Raw genomic sequence first — 23287 nt, 5'->3', positions numbered from 1 at the left:
CAAGCATATAGTGGCCAGCTGGGAAAGAAAAGCACTTACGTTTATCAGCCAGACAAGCGAATGGGACAGAAGGGGAGATGTCCAGTCCTTCCTGTCATTCGGTATATCGCTATTGAGGGAACTGACAGGTGCATACATGTCCCTCAAGTTAGACTTTGAAGATACTTATACTGCCAGAGTCAAAGATGCACATCCTTTCTACCTCGACGACCTCATTTTTAACCCCGGGCCCATTCATGAACTTATAGAAGCAAACGGCAGACGTCCTGTCTACTGGACCAAGGTGCCGGTAAAAAACGCATTTGAGGACCTTTTTCAGGCACTTTCCTCTGCGGTAATCATTCCGGTCAGGGAGGGTGTAATAAACGCCTTAATCGTGCTTGGATGGAGCGAGCCGCAATCCGCTGAGCCTGTCTTCCGGGAATTTATCGATGTTGTCCGTATCCGGATAGCAGAAGTTTGCCGTCAGGCACATATAGAACAGTCTGCTGAAAATGCGCTCACCCTTTACTCGGCATTACTTAATACGCTTCCGGAAGCACTGATATTTATAGGGGCCGAAGGTCATGCCAGCTGGATCAATATCTCCGCTGCCAGACTACTCAACCTGGATCGTGCAGGAGAACTACCCCCTGCATCCGTGTCGGGAGCTATGGCTAACCTGCTCCAGCAGACTACCAACCGGGATGAAATCATGGCCATGGCTATGCAGCTTTTTGCTTCTCCTGAAAGTAGTATGGAAGGAATGATATGGGAGATGGAACATGTTGTGATGGATGTGTCGTGCCGGGCGGTAAGTGGTAAAGGAAAGCTATGGCAGATAAAAACGAAAACATACAGCTAAAAAGGTAAAGGGCAACTCACGCAGTGAATCGCCCTTTACCTTTTATCCCGGAATGTATTGTTACAAACCAGTCAGGGGGTTAGTATCTACTCGAATCATTCCTTATTGATTGCTGATTGCCTCACTCTCATCCAGTTTCCATTCAGTATTATAAAATCCTGCGGTTTTTACTGATTGCATATCTCCCTTCAACAGATCGATACCAAATACCATATAGTCAGGGAAGCCGCTTCCACCTGCAAAATACTGGTTAGCGTCAGCAGCTCTCATGCCCGCCAGACCGGTACCTGCCACTACAGCGATAGCAGCCTTCTTACTATCAGCTCTTGGCCACATGAAATAGGTCGCCAAGCCATCGCCGGTATACTCACGTTGTCCTACTGTAACTTTACCACGGCTTACCTGTACGGGCGACTGCTGCAATAACTGTTTCCAGGCATTATTCGTGCTGGCATTACCATAGAGAATGATGCCCCGGTCCGGATAGTTGGCAGCTTTGAAGTCCTTATCAGCCACAATGTCTACAGCGCCATTACCTCTGTAGTACCATGTTTCTGCATCGTAGCGGGCTTTATTAAGCGACCATTCATTTTCTGCTGGCTGCCCTGCGGTACTATACACAAATACCATCCGGTGGTTAAAGGCTTCTTTGAAGGTACCATTACGGATAGTGCCCTTGTCAGTAGCTGCTGGTGCATTACCGATGGCCCACTGATTACCATGCGTCAGATACAACAAGCTGTCTCCGGCTTTACGGCTGTAATTGATCGCAGGGCTGCCATCCAGTTCAATGCTGAGTGTCTGACCTGCAGGAACGTCTTTCAGATCAATGGCCATCGTACGGATATTGGTTGTTGTACCAGTCACTTTATTGCGCGCATTGTTCCTGCTGAGCTGTATACGACTATATTCAAGTGTATGTTGCTGTTGTAGTATACGTACCCAGTGGTGTACTGATGAAATAGCTGTATTCGCAGTAGTAAAGTCGATCTCGTTGACGCTGGTATCTGCCGGAATTGTATGCCATTTGAAATACTGGAACAGTGGTCCCCAGTCTACGCAGGTGTCTCCATACCAATGCTCTCCGCCTGGATATTCATAGTAGCTGAAATCTTTGTGGAAGTCTGCCAGAATCTTTTTCATTTGCCGGGCATAGTCTACCGATACCACTCTGTCGCTATCGCCATGCAGGATATATACGCCGCCGGCTTTATAGTTATTTGCCAGTTTAAACACGTTGCTTGGATTGCTGGCTCTTAGGAGTACCTGCTCCGTACTGTTACGCGGAGAGTCAGGGATCAGTCCATCTGCAGAACCATATCCCATCAGTGTAGGGTAACCGGAGCAAGGTGCTATTGCCGCCCATTTACCTGCATATGTAGCGCCGAGATACCAGGTGCCATGACCTCCCATAGAGTGGCCGGTCAGGTATATTCTCTCAGGGTCGGGACGGAAGGTGTTTACGCCTATATTCAACACTTCAAGTGCATCAAGACGTCCCCAGTCTTCCCAGTTAAAACCGCGTGGACGACGGTTAGTTGGCGCTACCAGTACGCCCCAATCTTTATACTTATAAGCACTTGCCTGATTGATTGCCTGTACTTCTGCACCATGTACAGACAGGAACAGGGAAGGTGCTTTACCATCAGGATTTGCCTGTGGAGAAACTGCGTAATATTGTACACTACCGTCAATATCACTGACAAAGGTATTGCTGTAATGATCTTTGTTGGTCACAGCAGTCAGCGCGAACGTTTTTGTATCCAATGTCTGCTTATCTCCCAGCACCAGGGTACAGTTGTATACACCATTGGCAGCCGGCGCACTGGCATCAAACTGAAATCCTACTTTCCGAGTGGTGAGTGGCGCTATTTCAGGAAGTTCAGACACGATGGTTTTACCATTTACAGTAGCCTTCATACGCTCCCCTTTCAGCGGTTTGTTACTTGTATTAACGATCACCACCGCACCCTGAAGCGCGCTGTTATTGTTCCCGGCCACTACAAACGGCATTGTGGAGTCAGCAATGCTGATGTACACCGGTTTTTCAGGAAACATCAGTCTTGCTTTTACGCCTTGTCTGCCCCAGCTACGGCCGGTGCGGATATAAAATTCATTAACGCCCTGGCGCAGCTGTACTGGTACATACATCCAGCCATAACGATACATATCTCCGGCATGTGGAGTACCATTTACATATACCATCTGGTGGCCGGAGATATTCAGGATAGCTGTTTGCGCTTTAGGCGCATTATATGTAACAAAGAGATAGCCATTATTGATAGCACGGCCCGAGAATGAACCATCGGCGGCAGCTGCAATATCCTGCCACTGCTGTGCAGCGCCTTTCTCGTCAGGGAAGGAGGCGGTACCCTTAGCAGGAGCCTTCAGCTGGCCATTGCAAAGCGCATATGCCAGCTGATCTGTAAACAGGGCTGTCCTGCCGTATTGATGGCAGGGACCACTGATCAGTCCTTCTTTAAATTCGTAAGTCTGTTGGGCAATAAGTCCGTATCCCGGCGCAAGCATTGCCAGGAGCAGTAGTATCTTCCGCATATAAGTTATTTGCATACAAAATAGTAAGCAGCTAACTCAAATGCATAAATATGTTGACGGATGGAAAGGAGATAGGAAGAACGGTATTTCGCATACAGGCCTGCATCTATCTTAGTTTGAGGCTGATATTTTCAGCGTATTTACTAATATGATATTATCCCTGAAGCTCCATGTTCTTACAAAGAATACGTAGCAACAGTTTCTGCCGGTATACCCCACAATATATGCATCCCGCCATCAGTAACAGATCACCCCGGCACAATCACTTTCAAAGCCCTTGGTAATATACTGGCGACTACCTGATTAGTCTTCCCCTGGTATTCACCATCTATCTGAAAATGGGCCCTTCGCCTTGTACTGATTGTTACCTGACTGGCCTGCAGAATCTCTGTCTTGGTAGGGTCAAAAGGGCGGTGTCTGAATAGCATTTTAAGCAATTCGGGGATTGACAGTCGTCTTAAAATAACCACTTCAAACATACCGTCAGACAAGTCGCCATCTGGGTTGATACATGCCCCGGTACCGTACATACGTGCATTCGCCAGTACAATCATGTGGGCCTGGCGGGTTAGACTAACCTTCCTGTTTTCAATACGTACAGCCAGTCTTTTGTTCTGCCACAAGGTTTTAAAGGAAGATAGGGCGTAACCTAGTTTACCACGAATACCGCGTTGTTCAAAATTCTTTACCAGTAATGCGTTAAGTCCGACGTCACTCAGGTGAATACAGATATCTTTATTAATCCTGATCAGGTCAATGTCTTTTACCATAGAGGGCTGATCGTGGCAGATGAGTGCCAGTACCTCTTCCCAGTCGGGGGGAATGCCTAACTCCGTAGCCATACCGTTTGCTGATCCTGCAGGTAGTATGCCCATCGGAATGTCTTTATCCAACAGTGCTTCTGCAACCATTTTTACAGTACCATCTCCGCCAACTGCAATTACACGGTCTGGAGACGTTTTTTTTATGGTTGCTGAAAGGTCCTGCTGTGGCTCGTTGAGCTTGAAAAAATGTACTTCTTCGGCGCGCTCGCTGAAATAATTTTTGATGAATGTTTCAGGATCGGCCTTTTTTTTGCCGCCTGAAACCGGATTGATCACAAAAAGGAGCCTGAGCCGCATAGGTGATTCTTGCGCCATGTGCTTTGCTGGTAGTTATACTTTCTGTTCATTGCAAAATAAGCGCCTGAATGTCTGTATGGAATAAAATTCTACATGGGATGGGGTTGGAAGCACGGACTCATATTAAAGTTTATCATGGTGTGGGTGGTGCAGAACAACTGGAAATATTTGGTCATGTACTCGACCGCGGACCTTTACCTCGTACGCATTACAGCCGGTTTCCGCTGGTTAACACGCTGGCACTGATCCGACTATTTATGGTAAAGCCCAGAAAAGGAGCGGCTGTGCAGCTGGTGTGGGAAGGTCAGGTAGTTAACGGGGTAACAGAAGAAGACGGGTTTTTCCATCTGCAATGGAAACCTGCGGTTATGCCTGAACCAGGCGATCATCCCGTAGAAGTAAGTATTACAAATGTGGAGGAGAGCCCGGTGACCCGTGCAGTAGGTGTAGTGATAATTCCACATCGGAGTCAGTATGGTTGTATTTCAGATATAGATGATACTTTCCTTGTGTCTCATTCGGCCTCGTTATTCAAAAGGCTGCACGTATTATTCACCCGCAATGCGCGTACCCGTAAGCCTTTTGAAGGAGTGGTAAATCACTATCAGCTTTTAGCGGATGCTGCCAACAAGGGAAGAATGCCACGTCCTTTCTTTTACGTATCCAGTAGTGAATGGAACCTGTATGCATATATTCGTGAGTTCTGCCGGATGAACGGGTTACCGGAAGGAGTATTCCTGCTTAGTCAGTTAAAACCACTCATGCTTTTACTGAAAAGCGGACAGCAGAAACACGCCACCAAATTCACCAGGATTAGTCGTGTACTCAAGCATTACCCGCATATGCGCTTTGTTTTGCTGGGAGACGATACACAGGAAGATCCGAATATATATGAGGCTATTACGAAACATTTTACTTCGCAGATACTTGCCGTTTACCTGCGGCATGTGCGTAACAGCCGGTACGCGGCTACCCAGGAAATTGCTGATGTGATCATGTCAAGAGGTATTCCCTGCTGCTATTTTAAACATAGCAGCGAAGCGATTGCCCATTCCAAACACATAGGTTTGATTACATGATTTAAAAGAATGAAGTTATTTATGAAGTATGTATGCGCTTTAGTGCTCACCCTTGTTTATTATACTACAGCTTTCGGACAATACAGCGACTCTGTGCACTACTATGCCAAGCTGGCTTCCACCGGCACGCTCAATACAACGCAGGATGGAAGGTCTTATCTACTCAATAATTCTTTCAAGGTAGGCGTCAGTAAAAAGAATCTCTCACTGAACGGTAGCGGAGGATGGATATATGGGGAACAGGATGGCGGCGTTACGAATAATGACCTTTCTACAGCCCTGGATTTCAGCCTGCTGCGCAACGTGCGTCAGATCTATTACTGGGGATTAGCCACTTATGACAAAAGTGTATCACTGAAGATCAACGACCGGTTCCAGGGAGGCGCTGGTATAGCCTATAATGTTATTGACCGTAAGAAGGCATATTTATCGCTTAGTGATGGTATTCTGTTTGAGAACAGCGACCTGTTCCTGCAGGATACTATACGCGATGTATATCACACTTTCCGTAACTCCTTCCGCCTGATGTACAAGTTTGTAATAAATGATCTTGTTGTGATTGATGGCACTCACTTCCTCCAGAACTCATTATCACTGGGTAGTGATTTCAATATCCGTTCGACTTCCAATCTGTCTTTCCTGCTGCGGAAATGGCTGAGTATTACCGCAACGCTTACTTATAATAAGCTGAACCGTACCAACAGGGAAAACCTGTTGTTCAGCTACGGATTAACATTTGAGAAGTACTTCTGATCCAAAGTATAAACAAAGAGCGCCGGGCAATAATGTCCGGCGCTCTTTGTTTATACTTACATTACTTATTACGATGCTGATGGCTGACGTTGTGGTTTGCCATGCTGCTGATGTTTCCTGCGTGGCTGACCATTACCATTACTATTGCCATAACCGTTGCTGTTGCTATTGCTGTTGCCTGAACGGCCGCCATTACCATTACCGTTTCCTTTACCGGAACGTGGATTAACCACACCCTGCCGGTTCTGCGAGAAACCTCCTTTACGATCACGGGGATGCTGTTGTTTAGGTTTCTGCTGCGGAGCAGGTTTAGGAGCCGGAGTAGCGAGGCTGTCTCCATTATGGAATGGCTGTGCTGTTATTACCGGAATCTCACGGGCAATCAGTTTCAGGATGTCTTTCAGGAATGCTTTTTCTTCCGGTTCACAGAAGGAGATAGCAATACCATCTGCACCTGCACGGCCGGTACGGCCTATACGGTGTACGTATGTTTCGGGTACGTTTGGCAGTTCGTAGTTGACAACGTGCGTCAGTTCATCGATATCAATACCTCTTGCTGCAATATCGGTCGCTACCAGTACCCTGGTTTGCTGTGATTTGAAGTTATTCAGCGCACGCTGACGAGCGTTCTGTGATTTGTTACCGTGAATAGCTTCTGCGGTAATCTCTGCTTTGTTCAGATCTTTCACCACCCTGTCAGCACCGTGTTTGGTGCGGGTAAATACCAGCAGGGTTTTAATAGACTGATCTTTCAGTATATGCAGTAACAGGTTGCGTTTATCATTTTTGCTGACGAAGTAAACAGACTGTGTGATCGTCTCTGCAGTTGAAGACACAGGGGTTACTTCCACTTTCGCCGGATTGCGCAGAATTGCTTTTGCCAGCGTCTGTATTTCAGGAGGCATGGTTGCTGAGAAGAAGAGTGACTGACGCTGTTCCGGCAGTTTCACAATGACACGTTGTACATCATGTACAAATCCCATATCCAGCATTCTGTCTGCTTCATCCAGGATAAAGTATCTGATATCTCTGAGTGTGATATAGTTCTGACTGATCAGGTCCAGTAAGCGGCCTGGTGTAGCAATCAGGATATCTACGCCTCTTTTCAGCGCTTCTGTCTGCGGGTGTTGGGACACACCGCCGAAGATCACCAGGCTTTTCAGATCGAGGAACTTACCGTAGGCGGTGAAGCTTTCCTGTATCTGTATAGCCAGTTCACGGGTAGGTGTTAATATCAGTGCACGGATGTTACGGGGGCCTTTACGGGGCATCTGTTGATCCTGAGACATGAGATGCAGTAGCGGAAGAGCGAAAGCAGCTGTTTTACCGGTACCGGTCTGGGCACAGCCCAACAGGTCTTTCTTATCAAGGACATGTGGGATGGCTTGTTGCTGAATAGGCGTGGGAGAGGTATAACCCTCGTTCTCCAGGGCTTTCAGCAGTGGCTCAATGAGCCCTAACTGTTCAAATGACAAAGTCTTTAATTTTTGATGATCAATAGTGGTAAGGCTGTCAGCGGTGGGATCAATCCCGGTGAATGCTGCTGACACTTTACCCGCCTTACTCGCAAGCCTGCACAATGTTTTGAAGCTAACTGCAAAAGCAGGTGAGGAAGAGAATAAAAGTGATGCAAAGGTACACTAAATAAATGATATGCGGTGGGATGTTTTAGGGATTAGTAACTATCTTGCGTTATTATGAGCAACGGACCAACAGTATTGATAGAACAGGCAAACACCCGCTATACAATGATAGCAGTGGTTGAGCAGGACGAACGGACAGCTTATTTTTACCTGTATCCTGCTGAATTGCAGAGCAAAAAATACCGGATGCGTGCCTGCTGGCTGCGTAACCTGCAGCCCGGACCATCCAAACGAGACAGCGCAGCTATGGAGAATGGAGATGCTCCAATGCTGGAGGCACATTATTGTAATCATCCACAGGGTAAAGAACCCTTACAGGCAGATCGGCTGTCTATTGTATGGATGCCTGAAGAAGACGGGGCGGCTGTGTTGTATGATGGCGAAACATTGGGTGTCATTCCTGGCTGGAGCCTTTATTCTGAAGACCCTGCTGCATATGCAGCTGATTGTACAGGCGGTGATGGCGATGCGCTCGTATTCCCATTGGGAGACGCCAGCAAGAACCAGCAACATGCACGTGTGGCTGAAGCAGTCACCTTCCGTAAACTATGGGATGACACAGAAACGCCGCAATGGCCTGTGATCCAGGATCAGTTTATTAATATTTACCAGCAACATTTCGGCGAACTTAAACAGTACTTTGCCATAGACAATAACCAATGGCCACCTATGGCGCTTGGTAAGTTTGAGAAAGATAACGTTGTTTATTTTCTTACAATGGGCGTTAGTATCCGTCCGATGCCATGGGTATCTTACCTCTATAATGATCATGCGCCGGCTTACCGTAGAATGGAACTGGCACTTGCCATCAGCAAAGACGACTTTTCAGAGGAGGAGATCACCAAGATGGCTGAAGGATTATCAGGTATGGCAGATATTCCATGGAGACATATCAGCTGGTTAGGAGAGGGGCATACCATAGGTTCTGCCAAACTACCTGCACCTTTTGAGAGTATTGTATTGTCTGCAGCCCTGTATAACGGAGAAGGCATTGAAATGCCGGAAATGTATGGAGATAAGGTAAACCTTTTCTGGGCAAGCCCGGTAACCCTTACGGAAAGGCAGTATGCACATGAGAAAGCAAACGGTGGATACGAATTGCTGGAGAAAATGATACAGGCAGATATTACCCATATTGTACGAAAGAGAGACGCAATCGTATAAGAGAATTATCAATTTTTTCACCAGGATAACCTGGAGTAGCATACACATCGGATATATTATGCCGTAGCGGCCATTAATTGCAGCTGTGAAAACCAGAGACAACAACCTTTTTGTTACGGCAGCTAACATAAAACGTTATAGATTTCAGTTAAGAAAAACATGCTTACAGGAATGTACATTAAAAGACTTATGAAGCTGGCGGCGTGTGCGTTGCTCATCGGAGGAGCCACATTGGGAGCACATGCCCAGGGATTTAAAGATGGCAAAATCTGGTTGAATGAAGATGGTAGTAACTACTTCAAATTCACACTCGTCTCCCAGGTATGGCTCAGGAATACAGATCTGAATCCCGGATCAACCATAAACGGCTTTGAGAAAGGTAACTTTACCGACATCGGTATCCGCAGGGCAAGGCTCCAGGCCTTTGGCCAGATTGCCGACAGGGTGTTTATTTATTCTCAGTTTGGTATGAATAACTTCAACTATTCGTCCGACAGAAAAGCGGGTTTCTTCATCCATGACATCATGGGTGAGTACGAAGTAGTCAGAAAGCACTTATCGCTGGGTACAGGTCTGACGGCCTGGAATGGACTGAGCCGCTTTTCTGCGCCTTCTGTTGGTTCTATTATGGGAATAGATGCCCCTCTTTTTGAACAGAGCACCAATGATGTGACTGATCAGTTCCTGCGTAAACTAAGTGTATATGCGAAGGGTAAATTTGGGAAGTTTGACTACCGGGTAGCGGTAAGCAGTCCTATGTCTCCGTTGAAATCACCCGGGTATTCCGCTGCGCTTACTAATCATGCTACCTTCTCTGCCAAGCCGGCGAAGATGCAGGTCCACGGTTATTTCCAATGGCAGTTCCTGGATCAGGAAGCTAATACCACCGCTTATACTACCGGTACTTATCTGGGTACCAAAAAGGTCTTTAACATCGGTGCGGGCTTCCAATATCAGCCTGATGCGATGTGGAGGGCGGGTACCAATGGTGACACCATTCAATCCAATATGCAGCATTTTGCAGTAGATGCTTATTATGACGCACCTATCAACGCTGCTACAGGAACGGCCATCAGCGCTTATGTGTCTTATATCAGTTTTAACTGGGGTAAAGGTTATATCCGTAATCAGGCAACTATGAACCCGGCTATGGGAACAAACAGAACTGATATATTGAATGGCAGTGGTAATGGCTATCCTTCTTTTGGTACAGGTAATCTGTTGTATGGACAGGTCGGCTACAAGTTTAAAAACAACCTTATTGGTAAAACAACCCTGATGCCGTACGCGTCATTGCAATATGCACATTACGATCGCCTGGCGGATGATATGTATTACTGGGATGGGGGAGTTAACTGGCTGCTGAAAGGACAGACATCCAAGCTGACTTTTGCCTACCAGAGTCGTCCGGTATACCAGACTGTTCCGGCTGCTATGCTGGCTGACAAAATTGACAGGAAGGGCAGCTTTGTGATCCAGTATCAGGTCTTTCTTAATTGATTGAATTTTGCAACTATATAAATAGCCCGGGCTGATGTGCCGGGCTATTTTTTTGTGATAAAGTCGCGTTTTGAGGCCGTGCGCAGAGAAACGGCGGGATATTTCTTCTTCGTCGCTTGTTCGTCGCTTCTTCGCCGCTTGTTCGTTCAGAATAGGTCGGAGATAGCTTCGGGTAGTATGATTTTCAGTAAATTCTTTGAATTTTGTAAGGTGCCTACAGCGATTAGACAGGTGTCCGGCAGGCATCCTTGACGAGTATATCGTAAGAGCACGTTCTTTTCCGTAAATTTGCGCTTCCAATTTTTTAAATAAGCAACCTTGGTAAAGATCGACAATATTGTGCTGCCTGATTTCCCGCTGCTACTGGCACCTATGGAAGACGTGAGTGATCCGCCTTTCCGTGTGGTGTGCCGGGAGAACGGGGCTGACCTGATGTATACGGAGTTCATTTCCAGCGAGGGACTGGTGAAGGATACGGAGAAATGTCGCCGTAAACTGGCCATTTTTGAAGAAGAACGTCCTGCTGGTGTACAGATCTTCGGTGGTGATGAAACGAAGCTGGCAATGGCTGCAAGCATTGTTGATATGACTCAGCCCGATCTGCTGGATATTAACTTTGGTTGTCCGATTAAGGGTATTGTGAGCAAGGGCGCTGGTTCTGGCGTACTGAAAGATATTGATCTGATGGTCCGGCTAACGGCTGCCTGTGTGAAGGCGACTAAGCTGCCAGTTACTGTCAAGACCCGGCTGGGCTGGGACGAGGATACCAGAAATATTGAGGAGGTGGCAGAACGCCTCCAGGATACAGGCATCAAGGCGCTTGCTATACATGGCCGTACCCGTACGCAGATGTATAAAGGGGCGGCTAACTGGGAGCTGATTGCCAAGGTAAAGAACAACCCCCGTATACATATTCCCATCTTCGGCAACGGAGATATTGATAGTCCGCAACGTGCACTGGAATATAAAAATCGCTATGGCGTGGATGGTATCATGATTGGCAGGGCTGCCATTGGCTACCCATGGATTTTCCGGGAAGTAAGACATTTTCTGCAAACCGGCGAGATGCTGCCGGCTCCCACATTGGAAGACCGGATTGGGGTATGTAAACGTCAGTTGGAGAAATCTGTTCAATGGCGTGGGGAAGGCCCCGGTATTTTCAATATGCGCAAGCACTATTTCAACTACCTGAAAGGACTACCGGATTTTAAAACATTCAGAAGCCGGTTGGTTACGCCTGTTGAGTCAGCGGAAGTGATTGCTGTGCTGGATGAAATAGGACAGGTGTATGCAGGTTTTGAATTTGCACGTAAGCCGATTGAGCTGGTGAATTACCATGAGAATTGTGCGTTGTAGGTACGGGAACTGTTTGTCGCAAAGAAATGAACTGATCTTCACTTTGGAAAATCAGTTCATCATCATCAAGCACAGATTGCGTGATTTTTATCCAGCCAGCAGATATAAAAAATAGGACCGACCCGAAAGCCATGTACACGTTTGGTATTATCTACGCGTAATTCAATCATATCAATGTTGTCTTCCATTGAATTACGAAATGTTGTATTAGGATATCGATCTTTTGAAATAATGGTGGGTGCCAGGCCTGTTTTGTTTACTTTCCCGCCGGTGTCCAGTAAATTTTTCCAATCATACCTGTGCAGTTTTCCAATAAAACTCCAGAATGATCTCATATCCTGTTTACTCCAATCAGAAAAACACTGGTAGTCGTGTTGTATAAGTCTAATCGAAGCAATTACATGTGCATCATTTCCTTTCAATTTCCAGCCGTTTAGCTCGTACGAGTTAGTGCTTATATACTTCTGATCTTGTTTAATATTTGCGGTACTTTTGGTAGGAATAATGCTGCGATGAAGATGTTTATTAGTCATGGTTTATGCTACTATAGTAACTGATCATTGATTCATGCGTGATTTCTCTATTTGATTTCTCATATACATCTAATCCTTTTCTGGCTTTGATCCACGGAGGTTCACTATGGGTAAGTTCTTCCAGAAAGCCAGCCGAATGTTCGCCATATATGGAGTAAACCTCTTCCAGCAAATGTTGTGTCTCAATCGGAAATTCGACGTTACTGACAGGTACTTTCCAGTCAATAGCAGCATCTTTGCTTGTACTTTTAAATCTTTGATAAACGGTAGCAACGGCAGGTCCATGCACCCAGGCTTCTATTTTCTCCTGAAACAGCGGCTGTTTGAAAATTGTCAAGTGCCATGCCTGTGCATAGTAAATCAGTTTCTGTAGTTTTAATGGTGACATAGTATCTCCCGCATCTGTGTTCAAGCGGGTAATGAACCAGTCAGCTACTTCATTTGCATTGTAGATAGTTCCAGATGACATATTATTTAACGTATAAGATAACCAGGCTGTTGGGCCACTCAGGGCTGTTGAAATCCTGATTGTTGGTTTGGTGTTAACATACAAGTTTCCCCCTGAAAGCAATCAGGAGCAACAAATCTAACCACAATCTTCACAATACATCCGTTCTTTTTGTTCATTGCGTATTCACTACCTACTGCTTTGGTGAACAACCCCTAACAGTTTCCTGACCAATGCCCTATGTGCAATTATCTTATAAAGAATTATATTCATACCTTTGCCTCGTTTATAAACAAGCATTCCACCCGGAAATACCCTAACGATCCTACATAACTTACACCGGCTAAGACTACAGTATCCGCAGGTTCCTTCCAGGAATGGAACGACACAGGCAATTCCTGTTAAACCTTCATTTATTACTCAAAAACAAACAAACATGGCCTACATAATGGTTGACGTGGAAAGCGATGGCCCTATTCCTGGTGATTATTCAATGATCTCATTCGGCGCTGTACTGGTAGATCAGCAACTTGAGACAACCTTCTACGGCAAACTTAAACCTATCTCTGACAAGTATATTCCCGAAGCGCTTGCTGTATCTGGGCACAGCAGACAGGATACCCCTACTTTCGATGATCCGGTGCAGGTAATGACAGCTTTTAAAACCTGGCTAGATAAAGTATGTAAAGACCGTCCCATCTTCATCAGCGACAACAACGGCTTTGACTGGATGTTTGTCTGCTGGTACTTTCACCACTTTCTCGGAGAAAATCCTTTTGGCTTCAGCTCTCAGAACCTGGGCAGTATATATAAAGGACTGCAACGAGATATGTTTACCAACTTTAAACATCTCCGAAAAACCAGGCACACCCATCACCCTGTAGATGATGCCAAAGGTAATGCAGAAGCACTGCTGACCATGAAGCATGAAATGGGACTGAAGCTAAAGCTGTAGCTGATCGGGACATCAGAAAAGATGAATCGCAGTATGTGCAATCTATCGCTACATGCCTGCGATTTTTTTTATTTAACAATAAATTCATACACCTGATAGCCGTATAAAATTTTAAATTGAGTACCTCGCACAAAATTTAGGAGATGGGTATACTTAAGTCCTGCCTTTTAATGGGCAGTTTATTGACATGCAGCTCGCTGGCAATAGCACAATCTGATGATGATCTGACGGTGAAATTAATACGAGGCCCTTATCTGCAGGCCGCTTCTGACCATAGCATTACCGTACGCTGGCGTACCAGTACTGCTACCCGTAGCAGGGTACACTTTGGCGAGAAGCCTGATAAGACAGACCAGGTCATCAACGATTCAACATTGACAACAGAGCATATCGTAAAACTGAAAGGACTGCAGCCTCATACTCGCTATTACTATAAAATAGCTGATTTCAAAGTAGTATTTCAGGGAGATAGCAGTAACTACTTCTACACCCTGCCGGAACCAGGCAAAGAAGGGTTGTACCGTATCGGCGCTTTTGGCGATTGTGGTAATAACTCCGTTAATCAGCGTAACGTCAAGAAGGCAGTATTGAACTACCTCGGTGAAAATTATATGGACGCCTGGGTTCTACTCGGAGACAACGCTTATAATAGTGGAACCGATGCTGAGTTCCAGGCTAAGTTCTTCAATGTCTATAAAGACGATCTGCTGAAACGGTATCCCATGTTCCCCGCTCCCGGCAACCATGACTATAATGACCAGGATTACAGGGGGGCAGTAGAGAACGCGCAACGTACACACCAGACGGCTTACTATCAGAACTTTACCATGCCTACCGACGGACAATCAGGTGGTGTGGCCTCCAATACCCAGGCATTTTATTCCTACGATCTGGGGAACATCCACTTCCTGTCGCTGGACTCCTACGGTAAAGAGGCAGAACAATACCGCTTGTACGATACACTCGGTCCGCAGGTACAATGGATCAAACGTGACCTGGAAGCTAACACTAACAAACAGTGGGTCATTGCCTATTGGCATCACCCGCCTTATACCATGGGCTCTCATAATTCAGATACAGAAGATGAGCTGGTGCATATCCGCGAAAACTTCATCCGTATACTGGAACGTTATGGTGTAGACCTGATATTATGCGGCCATAGTCACGACTATGAGCGTACCCGCCTCATGAAGGGGCACTACGGTATGTCCGAAACCTTCAGCGCTGCACAGCATAACCTGAGTCAGTCATCCGGTATCTATGACGGTAGTGATAATTCCTGTCCTTATGTAAAAGACAGTAGTAACCAGGGAACAGTATATGTACTAAGCGGTTCTGCCGGTAAACTGGGTGGTATGCAGAAGAAGTATCCTCACAACGCCATGCAGTATGCCAATGCTACCGACGGTGGTGCTACCATGCTGGAAATACAAGGTAACCGCCTTGATCTGAAATGGGTATGCGCGGACGGCGTCATCAGGGATAAGTTCACCATGATGAAAGAAGTGAACAAACAAAATGTACTGCGTGTAAAAGCAAAAAGTAAAGTTACGCTGACCGCTTCCTTCACCGGCAACTACCAGTGGAGCGAAAAAGGACAAAAGACCCGCAGTATCACGGTTACACCACGTGCAGGTACTACCACCTACACGGTACAGGACAAGGAAAGCTGTCTGAAAGATACTTTTACCATTATCACAACTAAATAAACAACATGCGATTGAAGCTGACGTTCTCCTGTATCTGCGTAATACTGCTAATGGCAGTGATGCTTGCATCACAAGGAGAACGTCATGCAACAATTGCAGCGGGCACGATTGCCTATTTCAAAAGGCAGCAACCGCTATTTGCTGAGAGTACGGTTCAACTCCGCCAGTCGGTCGCAGCGCTGCATGAAGGAGATACAGCCTCGCTGATGAATGCACGTAATGCACTACGCTCATGCAGGATCAGGTATAAGGCTATTGCCTTTTTCCTGGAATACTTCTTCACCAGCGAAGCCTATGTATTCAACGCTCCGGCGAAATATGAGATAGAGGAACCTTACATTGAATATGAAGAACCTGTAGGCCTGCAACAAATAGAAGCATTGCTCTATGACTCCGCCGTGTTCCAGCACAAGGCTGCACTTGCAGAACAGACAACTGTCTTAGTACAGACGGCACAGGATCTGCCGGCTTTGTTATATCAGTTCAGCGCCAGCGAACAGCAGGTACTGGAAAGCGTACAACAGGAGCTGATACGTGTTATGGCGCTGTATATCACCGGTTACGATGCGCCCTTACTTAAGAGTGGCGTTCTGGAAGCCGCTGCTGCACTTAATGCAATCGATACTGTCCTGATGCCCTACACCGGTGTAGATCATCAGGACAGTATACGTATATATCTGCAACGCGGCATACAATCGCTTGCTGCAGCGCCTGACTTTGATCAGTTTGACCGTTTGTCATTCCTCGTAAACGATATGCTGCCATTGCAACGGCTGGTGCTTAACAGCAAGCATGACCTGTTCAGTCCTTCGACTATTGATAAAATGCAGTTCCCGCATAGCAATATTGACGGTGATACCCTGTTGGGGAGGAAGCTCTTTTTCGAGAAAGCACTATCCGGCAACAATACCCGTAGTTGTGCTACCTGCCATCAGCCAGGGCGTTTCTTTACCGATGGCTTACCCCGAAATGTGGCGGTGTCAGGGAATACAATGTTACCCCGACATACGCCGGGATTGTTATATGCCTGTTACCAGTATTCCCAGTTCTGGGATGGGAGGGCAGTCAGCCTGGAAGACCAGGTATTGCAGGTATTGCATAGCCCGCAGGAAATGGATATCCGGGACGATACTTTATTACAACGGCTACACCGCAACCAGTCCTATAGCACACTCACATTGTCTGATGTACAGGCAGCGCTGGCCGCTTACCTGCGTACGCTTACCCCATTTGACGCACCGTTTGACAGGTTTATGGCGGGGGATAGGCAGGCGCTGACGGCAGAACAAAAACTCGGAGGGAACATCTTTATGGGGAAAGCGCAATGTGCAACATGTCACTTTGCGCCACTGTTTAACGGACTGATCCCCCCGTTATATAACCGTACAGAATTTGAAGTGCTGGGTACACCAGCTAATGAAGACCTCCTACATCCTATAACTGATAATGATAGCGGACGGCTGGCATTCTTTCCCATAGACTTTTACAAAGGCGCATTCAAGACGCCTACAATACGAAACAGTGCTGTTACCGCCCCTTACATGCACAATGGCGCTTTACTAACCATGGAGCAGGTGATTGATTTTTATGACAAAGGAGGGGGCAATGGTATCGGACTGTCTATCCCTAATCAGACATTATCTGCCGTTCCGCTGCAACTGACTGCAGCAGAAAAAAAGGCCCTGATAGCTTTTATGGACGCTCTTACAGATGGTAACTAAGCAGGAAATGCAGGGCATACCGTCATAACACTTTGAAAGATTAACATTTAAGCCTAAATTGCCTCCCATTATTATTTTAAATAATAGTATCGGCTCAGCCATCATTGTAAACAAACAGACTGCTACATAACAGTTCTCTGATGCAGAGGAGGTTATGTTTGTCTGTAAATAAGTATTGTAAACAACAAAGATCTATGAACAGTTTTTCCTGGAAGAAGATCATCCCTCATGTGATTGCGATTTCCGTCTTCTTGATTGTTGCGCTGGTCTATTGCAGCCCTGCCCTGGAAGGGAAGGTCTTACAGCAGACTGATATTGTGCATTGGAAAGGGATGGCGCAGGATGCCTTCAATTACAAGGAGGTACACGGGCATTTCCCTTTATGGAACACACACTTGTTCAGTGGTATGCCTAACTATCAGGTCACCATGGATACCAAGACGCTCCTGCCTGATTTTGGTAGCATGCTGCAACTGTATCTGCCTAAACCTGCCAGCTATTTCTTCCTGGCCTGTTTGTGCTTCTACATCCTCGGTATGGCATACAGCGTAAATGTACTGGCAGCAGTATTGGGTGCTTTAGGGTATGCCTATGCTACTTATGATCCAATCATTATCTCTGTCGGACACGAGACAAAAATGCTGGCTATTGCCTACATGCCTGGCTTACTTGCTGGTTTAGTACTGATATTCAAAAAGCGGTATGTACTCGGTCTGGCGGTGGCAGCGCTTTTTGCTACACTGGAAATAGGCGCAGGGCATCCGCAGGTAACTTATTATTTCCTGATCACCCTGGGTATAATGACGATTGGCTATGTTATTAGCTGGGTAATGTCCGGAGAGATCAGACATATGATTATCTCCCTGTCGCTGGCCCTGCTGGCTGGTCTGATAGGTGTGGGTAATACTTCTCAGAGTCTGCTGACCACCTATGAGTATTCAAAATATACTATGCGTGGCGGTAAGACAGTTGATCTTTCTGAAGATGGTAAACTGACTCAAACCAAGACCCAGGGGCTGGACGAAAGTTATGCGTTCCAATATAGCCTGGGAGTAGGAGAGACCTTCGTACTGGCTATGCCGGGAGCATTTGGCGGTGGTTCGTCAGAGCACCTCGATGCTGACTCCAAAGTAGTAGGTAACCTTGTCAAAAATAACGTTCCGGAAGCGCAGGCCAGCCAATTGGCGACCAGCTTACCAAGATATTGGGGCGGGGTAGCGCCGTTTACTGCCGGCCCTCCCTACAGTGGTGCATTGATCTGCCTGCTGGCGGTAATAGGTTTTGTGGCCCTGGGTATTGGCGAAACTGCTACTTCTTCCGGTAATGTAACCCGCTGGTGGATAGCTATTGCAACCGCTATCACACTGTTTATCTCCTGGGGTAGTCACTTCTCTGCTTTCAACCAGTTCCTGTTTGACCATATGCCATTGTTCAATAAATTCAGAGCACCTTCAATGGCACTGATCATTCCACAGCTCCTGCTCGCATTGCTGGCGGTCCTGGCGGTAGACAGACTGCTGTACTCCGCAGCAGCAAGAACTCATTTACAGCAACACTTTAAGAAAATACTGTATGCAGGTGGCGGTGTAATCGTACTGGCAGTACTGGTATACCTGTTCAATGATTACAGAGGCAGTTATGATGCACAAATCCTCGATAACCTGACCCAACAGGCAGGAGCAGATCTGGCTCGTGCGGTACTGGATGGCATGATTGCCGACAGGAAAGCAATGTTTGGTGCAGGTATCTTCCATATCTTATGGATATGGGTAGTGATTATGGGCGCATTCTACCTGTTTATGAAAGACAGGGTGAAGCCATCCGTGATACTGGGTGTGTTCATCGTTATCAACACTGTAGACCTGCTGATCGTTGCCAATAAATACCTGAATAAGGAAAACTACCAGGATGCGTCCAGTTACCAGGCCGGTAACTTCGCGCCAACGCCTGCTGATCAGCAGATTCTGCTGGACAAAGATCCCCACTATCGTGTATTGAATCTCTCTACCGGCGATCCTTTCAATGATGCTATCACTTCTTACTACCATCGCTCCGTAGGTGGGTACCATGCTGCAAAGCTGCGTATGTACCAGGATATCATAGAAAATCAGTTCGCCAAACCAGGCGCTGGTCTGAATATGGCCTTACTAAATATGCTGGATACCCGTTACTTCATTACCCGCTCTCAGGATCAGCAACAGCCAGTACCTGTAGTACAACGTAACCCGGATGCACTGGGTGCTGCCTGGTTTGTAAAACATCTCAGCTATGTAAACGGACCGATCGAATCTATTAAATCCCTGGACAACCTAAATCCAAAGGATACAGCAGTCCTCGATAATAGTTTCAAAGCAGCAGCGGGCGCACAGCCGGTATTTGACTCTGCCGCTACCATTAAGCTGGTAGCTTATGAGAATGATGCTATTAAGTATACTACAAGCGCGAAGAGTAATCAGTTTGCCGTATTGAGCGAAGTATATTATCCGGAAGGCTGGAAGGCTTATATTGATGGTAAAGAAACCGCTTATGCGAATGTAAACTATATCCTGCGCGGTATAGCTGTTCCTGCGGGAGACCACACTATTGAGTTCAAATTTGAACCTGCGTCTTACTATACTGGTCAGACGTTGGTGTATATCGCTAATATCCTCCTGTGGTTAACAATTGCAGGTAGCATTTTTATGCTGTGGAAACAGAACAGACCAGCAAAAGCTTAATTGATACATATCATACTTAACACGAATAGCGCCTGACATTGGGCGCTATTCGTGTTTTAATCTACCAGCATTACAAGTAGTAAGACACCCTTCAATGCGTATCGGCCATTGATATATCAGGTTGATAATCATTCGACAAATCGCACTGCCGCATCCTCCGACAAACTGATACAATGCCGTTGACCGGCAGTCGCCCCGTCTGCAGTAACTATTGCCTTGTCTTTCAATGCGTATCTGCCATTGATATACCAGGTTGATTATCATTCGACAAATCGCACTGCGGTATCTTCCGAGAAACTGATAAAATGCCGCTGACCGGCAGTTATCCCATTCGCAGTAACGAACGCCTTGTGTTTAAATAACCCATAAGTAATATTGTTCATATGTTATAAGGCAAGCTTAGTATTACCTCAATTATAGCCGCTGTTTTCTTTAGACATTCACCCTCATTTCAATTCCTTTCCCGGTAAATCAACAATTATCACATTCAGCTGACCGCCAGTGAGTTAGTTATCTGTCCTGTGGTAGGCCCATCCTTCTACAGCCCTCGATCTGATCCCGGTTTATCTTTTACATTAACCAGGTACCAAAAGGGCACTTAAAGGGCACTTCAATATCCCTGGGATATTGAGGTGCCCTTTAAGTGCCCTTATTTAGATAGGATGGAATGAAACATTAACCCTTAACAAACCAAAAAACGCACGCGGGCTGTCCGGGTTTTCTGAATGAATCTGCCAGGAGGCCGTCCGGCGATAGCGCAAACCAGTTTCAGCAATGGAAGTTCTGCAGGCCTGCAATTCCAGGTGTATGACTACGCGGAATGCCTATATTTGTGTGCACATACCCGAAAAGCCATATTATGACCCGGTTTAATTTCTCAGACAACGTAGTACTTGAAGATGAAAGAGTTATCCTACGTCCACTTGTACTGGCTGATGATGAACATCTTATACCATTTACACAAACGGAACCAGACATCTGGAAGTTTTCTGTCGTACCCCCGGTAGGCCCCGGCGGCATGCGGGAATACATCAGATTCGCTGTTGAAGCACGTAATGAGGGAAAGGAATATCCCTTTATTGTATTTGACAAACAGCTGCAACTTTATGCGGGAAGTACCCGTTTTTATGATATACAGCTGAAGAACAAGATGTTACAATTAGGGTACACGTGGTATGGCAAAGATTTTCAGGGAACAGGGTTGAATAAACACTGTAAATTCCTGCTGCTGCAATACGCGTTTGAAAGAATGGGTATGGAACGCGTAGAATTTCGCGCAGCGCACACCAACGAAAAGAGCATCGCTGCAATGAAAAGTATTGGCTGTACGGTAGAAGGCATTCTTCGCAGTTGCGCTACCAATGCAGACGGCACCCGCCGAAGCAGCATCGTACTGAGCATCCTGAAGGATGAATGGGAAGGCTCCGTCAGGGAAAATCTACTCAAAAGACTGTGAGTATTGCTGTAGAAGTTATTATGAAAAAATATCAATTAATGCTAGTTTTGCAGATAGTGTGAATCATGCGACGAGAGTGATTTTCTCCAACCCTTTATTCTGACTGCAATAGTAATTGATAAACAATATCCTGCATACCTCCTTATCGGCAGCTTCCGAGCGGTAACCCGTATCCTGCTGCTTGTCCAACTCCTGTTTTTATACCTGCCGGCACTGTATGCACAGGATATCAATATCCGTAATCCATCCCTGGAAGGGGTACCTGCCCAATACCGTGCACCGGGACAATGGCTCGTTGTCTCTTCCACGCCCGATATACAGCCGGGAATAACAGGTGTATATGCGCCTGCTTCTCATGGTGAGACCTATGTTGGTTTCAGAGGTGGATCCCATTGGCTGGAAGCAATTGCTCAGAAACTAAATACCGATTTGCTGGAGGGAAGGAAATACCGGCTGTCGATGGATCTGTCTTTCGAACGCGGGTATGACTCTGCCACCTGCTACGGTGCGCTGGCTATCTACGGAGGTATAACGCTCACAGATACACTTGAACTACTCTGGCAATCCGGCCCCTTCTATAATGTGACGTGGCAGCGCTTTACGGCAGAGTTTACACCTCATGCAGACTATCCTTACATAGTATTAGGAGGAGATGTGCGTATTGCCTGTAACAATGAATTTGGGATAGCGCTTGCACTGGATAATCTGTCGGACACGCTCCGCGAATTACCGCTTGTAACTTACAAGGTAGAACCAGGTTGCCAGGGAATGAGTAACGGTCGCATCACAGCCAGTGCTACTGGTAGCTATCCGCCATTTACTTTTGAGTGGGAAACGGTAGGTCGCACTGGCAATGTGCTGGATGGTATCAGCGCCGGACAATATATCCTGGTTACGCAGGCCGCTAACGGAGTGCGTGTGCGCGACACCATTATAGTGCATGATACTGAATTTAATGGTAACGCTGCTATCGAAGTGAAAGGCTGTACCGGCGAAGCGCTGAATAAGATCATCCTGCGTACTGAAGGCGGAGTAGGGCCTTACGAATATTTGTTAAGTGGTAGTCCAACAGTGAAGGTCTCGCCTGAATTTGACGATTTGCACGCAGGCACATATAATATCATTGTCAAAGATGCAAAGGGCTGTCTGGATACACTTGAGAACCTGCTGATACCTGATCCGCCCTTGTTTACGCTTGATAATACCTTGATAACAGCCATGAGTTGCGCTGGTGCTAATGATGCACAGATTGCCTTTGCTGTCAACGGTGGGGTACCGCCATATAGTTATTCATTAACCGGATTGATGTCGCAGACTGACAGTGTGATGTATAACCTGAATGGCGGGGTATACAGATACCATATTGCCGATGCCCAGGATTGTGTGCTGGAAGGAAGTGTGGAAGTGCCTGCAGCGACGCACTCCTGTGCTATCTACGTGCCGAATGCTTTCAGTCCTGACGGCGATGGTGTTAATGATATATTTCGTGTAAAAGTATTCGACAAGATCACAGATTTCAGGATGTCTGTGTTTAATCGCTGGGGAGAGTTACTGTATACAACCAACGACATCAAGGCAGGATGGAAGGGAGATTATAAAGGTCAGCCGTTGCCGCCCGGCGCTTACCTGTGGATGACGACGTATACGGATGGCAGACAGCAGCCTGTGAAACAAACAGGTAGCGTATTGATAGTAAAGTAACCGGTAACAGCCTGCAGCCATTACCGGTTAC

At 46.4% G+C, this 23287-nt stretch carries 17 protein-coding genes; 12 read left to right on the top strand and 5 right to left on the bottom strand.

Features of this window, described 5'->3' with window-relative positions:
- Window positions 1–10: 10 nt before the first annotated feature.
- The gene (locus K1Y79_RS09480; RefSeq protein WP_220249780.1) at window positions 11–844 is read left to right on the top strand and encodes a hypothetical protein; all 834 of its coding nucleotides are present in this window, start codon (window positions 11–13) and stop codon (window positions 842–844) included.
- A 102-nt stretch (window positions 845–946) separates the two neighbouring features.
- Here K1Y79_RS09480 and K1Y79_RS09475 read toward each other — a convergent pair whose 3' ends face one another.
- Window positions 947–3400, bottom strand: coding sequence for a carboxylesterase family protein (locus K1Y79_RS09475; RefSeq protein WP_220249779.1), 2454 nt, complete (start codon window positions 3398–3400; stop codon window positions 947–949).
- 248 nt (window positions 3401–3648) lie between these two features.
- On the bottom strand, window positions 3649–4539 hold the full coding sequence (locus tag K1Y79_RS09470) for a diacylglycerol/lipid kinase family protein (RefSeq protein ID WP_220249778.1): 891 nt from the start codon (window positions 4537–4539) through the stop codon (window positions 3649–3651).
- 50 nt (window positions 4540–4589) lie between these two features.
- Between K1Y79_RS09470 and K1Y79_RS09465 the strand changes: the two genes are divergently transcribed.
- Window positions 4590–5600, top strand: coding sequence for an App1 family protein (locus K1Y79_RS09465; protein ID WP_220249777.1), 1011 nt, complete (start codon window positions 4590–4592; stop codon window positions 5598–5600).
- A 21-nt stretch (window positions 5601–5621) separates the two neighbouring features.
- On the top strand, window positions 5622–6353 hold the full coding sequence (locus tag K1Y79_RS09460; protein ID WP_220249776.1) for a DUF481 domain-containing protein: 732 nt from the start codon (window positions 5622–5624) through the stop codon (window positions 6351–6353).
- Between the two features lie 68 nt (window positions 6354–6421).
- Here the strand turns inward: K1Y79_RS09460 and K1Y79_RS09455 are convergent, their stop codons facing one another.
- A complete protein-coding gene (locus tag K1Y79_RS09455) occupies window positions 6422–7903 on the bottom strand; it encodes a DEAD/DEAH box helicase (RefSeq protein WP_317197479.1) in 1482 nt (493 codons plus the stop codon).
- A 147-nt stretch (window positions 7904–8050) separates the two neighbouring features.
- Between K1Y79_RS09455 and K1Y79_RS09450 the strand changes: the two genes are divergently transcribed.
- From K1Y79_RS09450 to dusB, 3 genes are all read left to right on the top strand, one after another.
- The gene (locus K1Y79_RS09450; RefSeq protein WP_220249775.1) at window positions 8051–9160 is read left to right on the top strand and encodes a suppressor of fused domain protein; all 1110 of its coding nucleotides are present in this window, start codon (window positions 8051–8053) and stop codon (window positions 9158–9160) included.
- A gap of 171 nt (window positions 9161–9331) precedes the next feature.
- The gene (locus K1Y79_RS09445; protein WP_220249774.1) at window positions 9332–10660 is read left to right on the top strand and encodes a hypothetical protein; all 1329 of its coding nucleotides are present in this window, start codon (window positions 9332–9334) and stop codon (window positions 10658–10660) included.
- A gap of 318 nt (window positions 10661–10978) precedes the next feature.
- Window positions 10979–12016 (top strand): tRNA dihydrouridine synthase DusB, encoded by a 1038-nt coding sequence (dusB, locus tag K1Y79_RS09440; protein WP_220249773.1) that lies wholly within the window; start codon window positions 10979–10981, stop codon window positions 12014–12016.
- A 65-nt stretch (window positions 12017–12081) separates the two neighbouring features.
- Here the strand turns inward: dusB and K1Y79_RS09435 are convergent, their stop codons facing one another.
- Together K1Y79_RS09435 and K1Y79_RS09430 are read right to left on the bottom strand one after the other, a co-directional pair.
- Window positions 12082–12549, bottom strand: coding sequence for an MAG6450 family protein (locus K1Y79_RS09435; RefSeq protein ID WP_220249772.1), 468 nt, complete (start codon window positions 12547–12549; stop codon window positions 12082–12084).
- Window positions 12542–13018 carry a Panacea domain-containing protein gene (locus tag K1Y79_RS09430; protein WP_220249771.1) on the bottom strand — a complete coding sequence of 159 codons (477 nt, stop codon included), beginning with the start codon at window positions 13016–13018 and terminating at the stop codon, window positions 12542–12544. Before K1Y79_RS09430 ends, K1Y79_RS09435 begins: the two co-directional genes overlap by 8 nt.
- A gap of 415 nt (window positions 13019–13433) precedes the next feature.
- Between K1Y79_RS09430 and K1Y79_RS09425 the strand changes: the two genes are divergently transcribed.
- From K1Y79_RS09425 to K1Y79_RS09400, 6 genes are all read left to right on the top strand, one after another.
- Complete coding sequence (locus K1Y79_RS09425; protein ID WP_220249770.1) at window positions 13434–13952, top strand: 3'-5' exonuclease family protein; 519 nt, start codon at window positions 13434–13436, stop codon at window positions 13950–13952.
- Window positions 13953–14095: 143 nt separating this feature from the next.
- Window positions 14096–15661 carry a purple acid phosphatase family protein gene (locus K1Y79_RS09420; protein ID WP_220249769.1) on the top strand — a complete coding sequence of 522 codons (1566 nt, stop codon included), beginning with the start codon at window positions 14096–14098 and terminating at the stop codon, window positions 15659–15661.
- Window positions 15662–15666: 5 nt separating this feature from the next.
- On the top strand, window positions 15667–17382 hold the full coding sequence (locus K1Y79_RS09415) for a cytochrome-c peroxidase (RefSeq protein ID WP_220249768.1): 1716 nt from the start codon (window positions 15667–15669) through the stop codon (window positions 17380–17382).
- A gap of 194 nt (window positions 17383–17576) precedes the next feature.
- Entirely contained in the window at window positions 17577–20099 is a 2523-nt protein-coding gene (locus tag K1Y79_RS09410; RefSeq protein WP_220249767.1) for a YfhO family protein, read from the top strand.
- Window positions 20100–20958: 859 nt separating this feature from the next.
- On the top strand, window positions 20959–21555 hold the full coding sequence (locus K1Y79_RS09405) for a GNAT family N-acetyltransferase (protein WP_220249766.1): 597 nt from the start codon (window positions 20959–20961) through the stop codon (window positions 21553–21555).
- Between the two features lie 459 nt (window positions 21556–22014).
- Window positions 22015–23256: a T9SS type B sorting domain-containing protein gene (locus K1Y79_RS09400; RefSeq protein WP_220249765.1), complete on the top strand. Its 1242-nt coding sequence runs from the start codon at window positions 22015–22017 to the stop codon at window positions 23254–23256.
- Window positions 23257–23287: the final 31 nt, after the last annotated feature.

Origin of the sequence: Chitinophaga rhizophila (assembly GCF_019492185.1) — a bacterium.
Taxonomy (GTDB): domain Bacteria; phylum Bacteroidota; class Bacteroidia; order Chitinophagales; family Chitinophagaceae; genus Chitinophaga; species Chitinophaga rhizophila.
The sequence above is the reverse complement of the archived record's forward strand: the minus strand, read 5'-3'. Positions and strand labels throughout refer to the sequence as shown.

Coding starts and splice junctions, on each gene's coding strand:
- K1Y79_RS09400 (WP_220249765.1), top strand. CDS start 22,015: ATGGATCTGTCTTTCGAACGCGGGTATGACTCTGCCACCTGCTACGGT.
- K1Y79_RS09460 (WP_220249776.1), top strand. CDS start 5,622: ATGAAGTATGTATGCGCTTTAGTGCTCACCCTTGTTTATTATACTACA.
- K1Y79_RS09465 (WP_220249777.1), top strand. CDS start 4,590: ATGTCTGTATGGAATAAAATTCTACATGGGATGGGGTTGGAAGCACGG.
- K1Y79_RS09415 (WP_220249768.1), top strand. CDS start 15,667: ATGCGATTGAAGCTGACGTTCTCCTGTATCTGCGTAATACTGCTAATG.
- K1Y79_RS09425 (WP_220249770.1), top strand. CDS start 13,434: ATGGCCTACATAATGGTTGACGTGGAAAGCGATGGCCCTATTCCTGGT.
- K1Y79_RS09470 (WP_220249778.1), bottom strand. CDS start 4,539: ATGGCGCAAGAATCACCTATGCGGCTCAGGCTCCTTTTTGTGATCAAT.
- K1Y79_RS09475 (WP_220249779.1), bottom strand. CDS start 3,400: ATGCGGAAGATACTACTGCTCCTGGCAATGCTTGCGCCGGGATACGGA.
- K1Y79_RS09450 (WP_220249775.1), top strand. CDS start 8,051: ATGAGCAACGGACCAACAGTATTGATAGAACAGGCAAACACCCGCTAT.
- K1Y79_RS09435 (WP_220249772.1), bottom strand. CDS start 12,549: ATGACTAATAAACATCTTCATCGCAGCATTATTCCTACCAAAAGTACC.
- K1Y79_RS09420 (WP_220249769.1), top strand. CDS start 14,096: ATGGGTATACTTAAGTCCTGCCTTTTAATGGGCAGTTTATTGACATGC.
- K1Y79_RS09410 (WP_220249767.1), top strand. CDS start 17,577: ATGAACAGTTTTTCCTGGAAGAAGATCATCCCTCATGTGATTGCGATT.
- K1Y79_RS09430 (WP_220249771.1), bottom strand. CDS start 13,018: ATGTCATCTGGAACTATCTACAATGCAAATGAAGTAGCTGACTGGTTC.
- K1Y79_RS09405 (WP_220249766.1), top strand. CDS start 20,959: ATGACCCGGTTTAATTTCTCAGACAACGTAGTACTTGAAGATGAAAGA.
- K1Y79_RS09445 (WP_220249774.1), top strand. CDS start 9,332: ATGTACATTAAAAGACTTATGAAGCTGGCGGCGTGTGCGTTGCTCATC.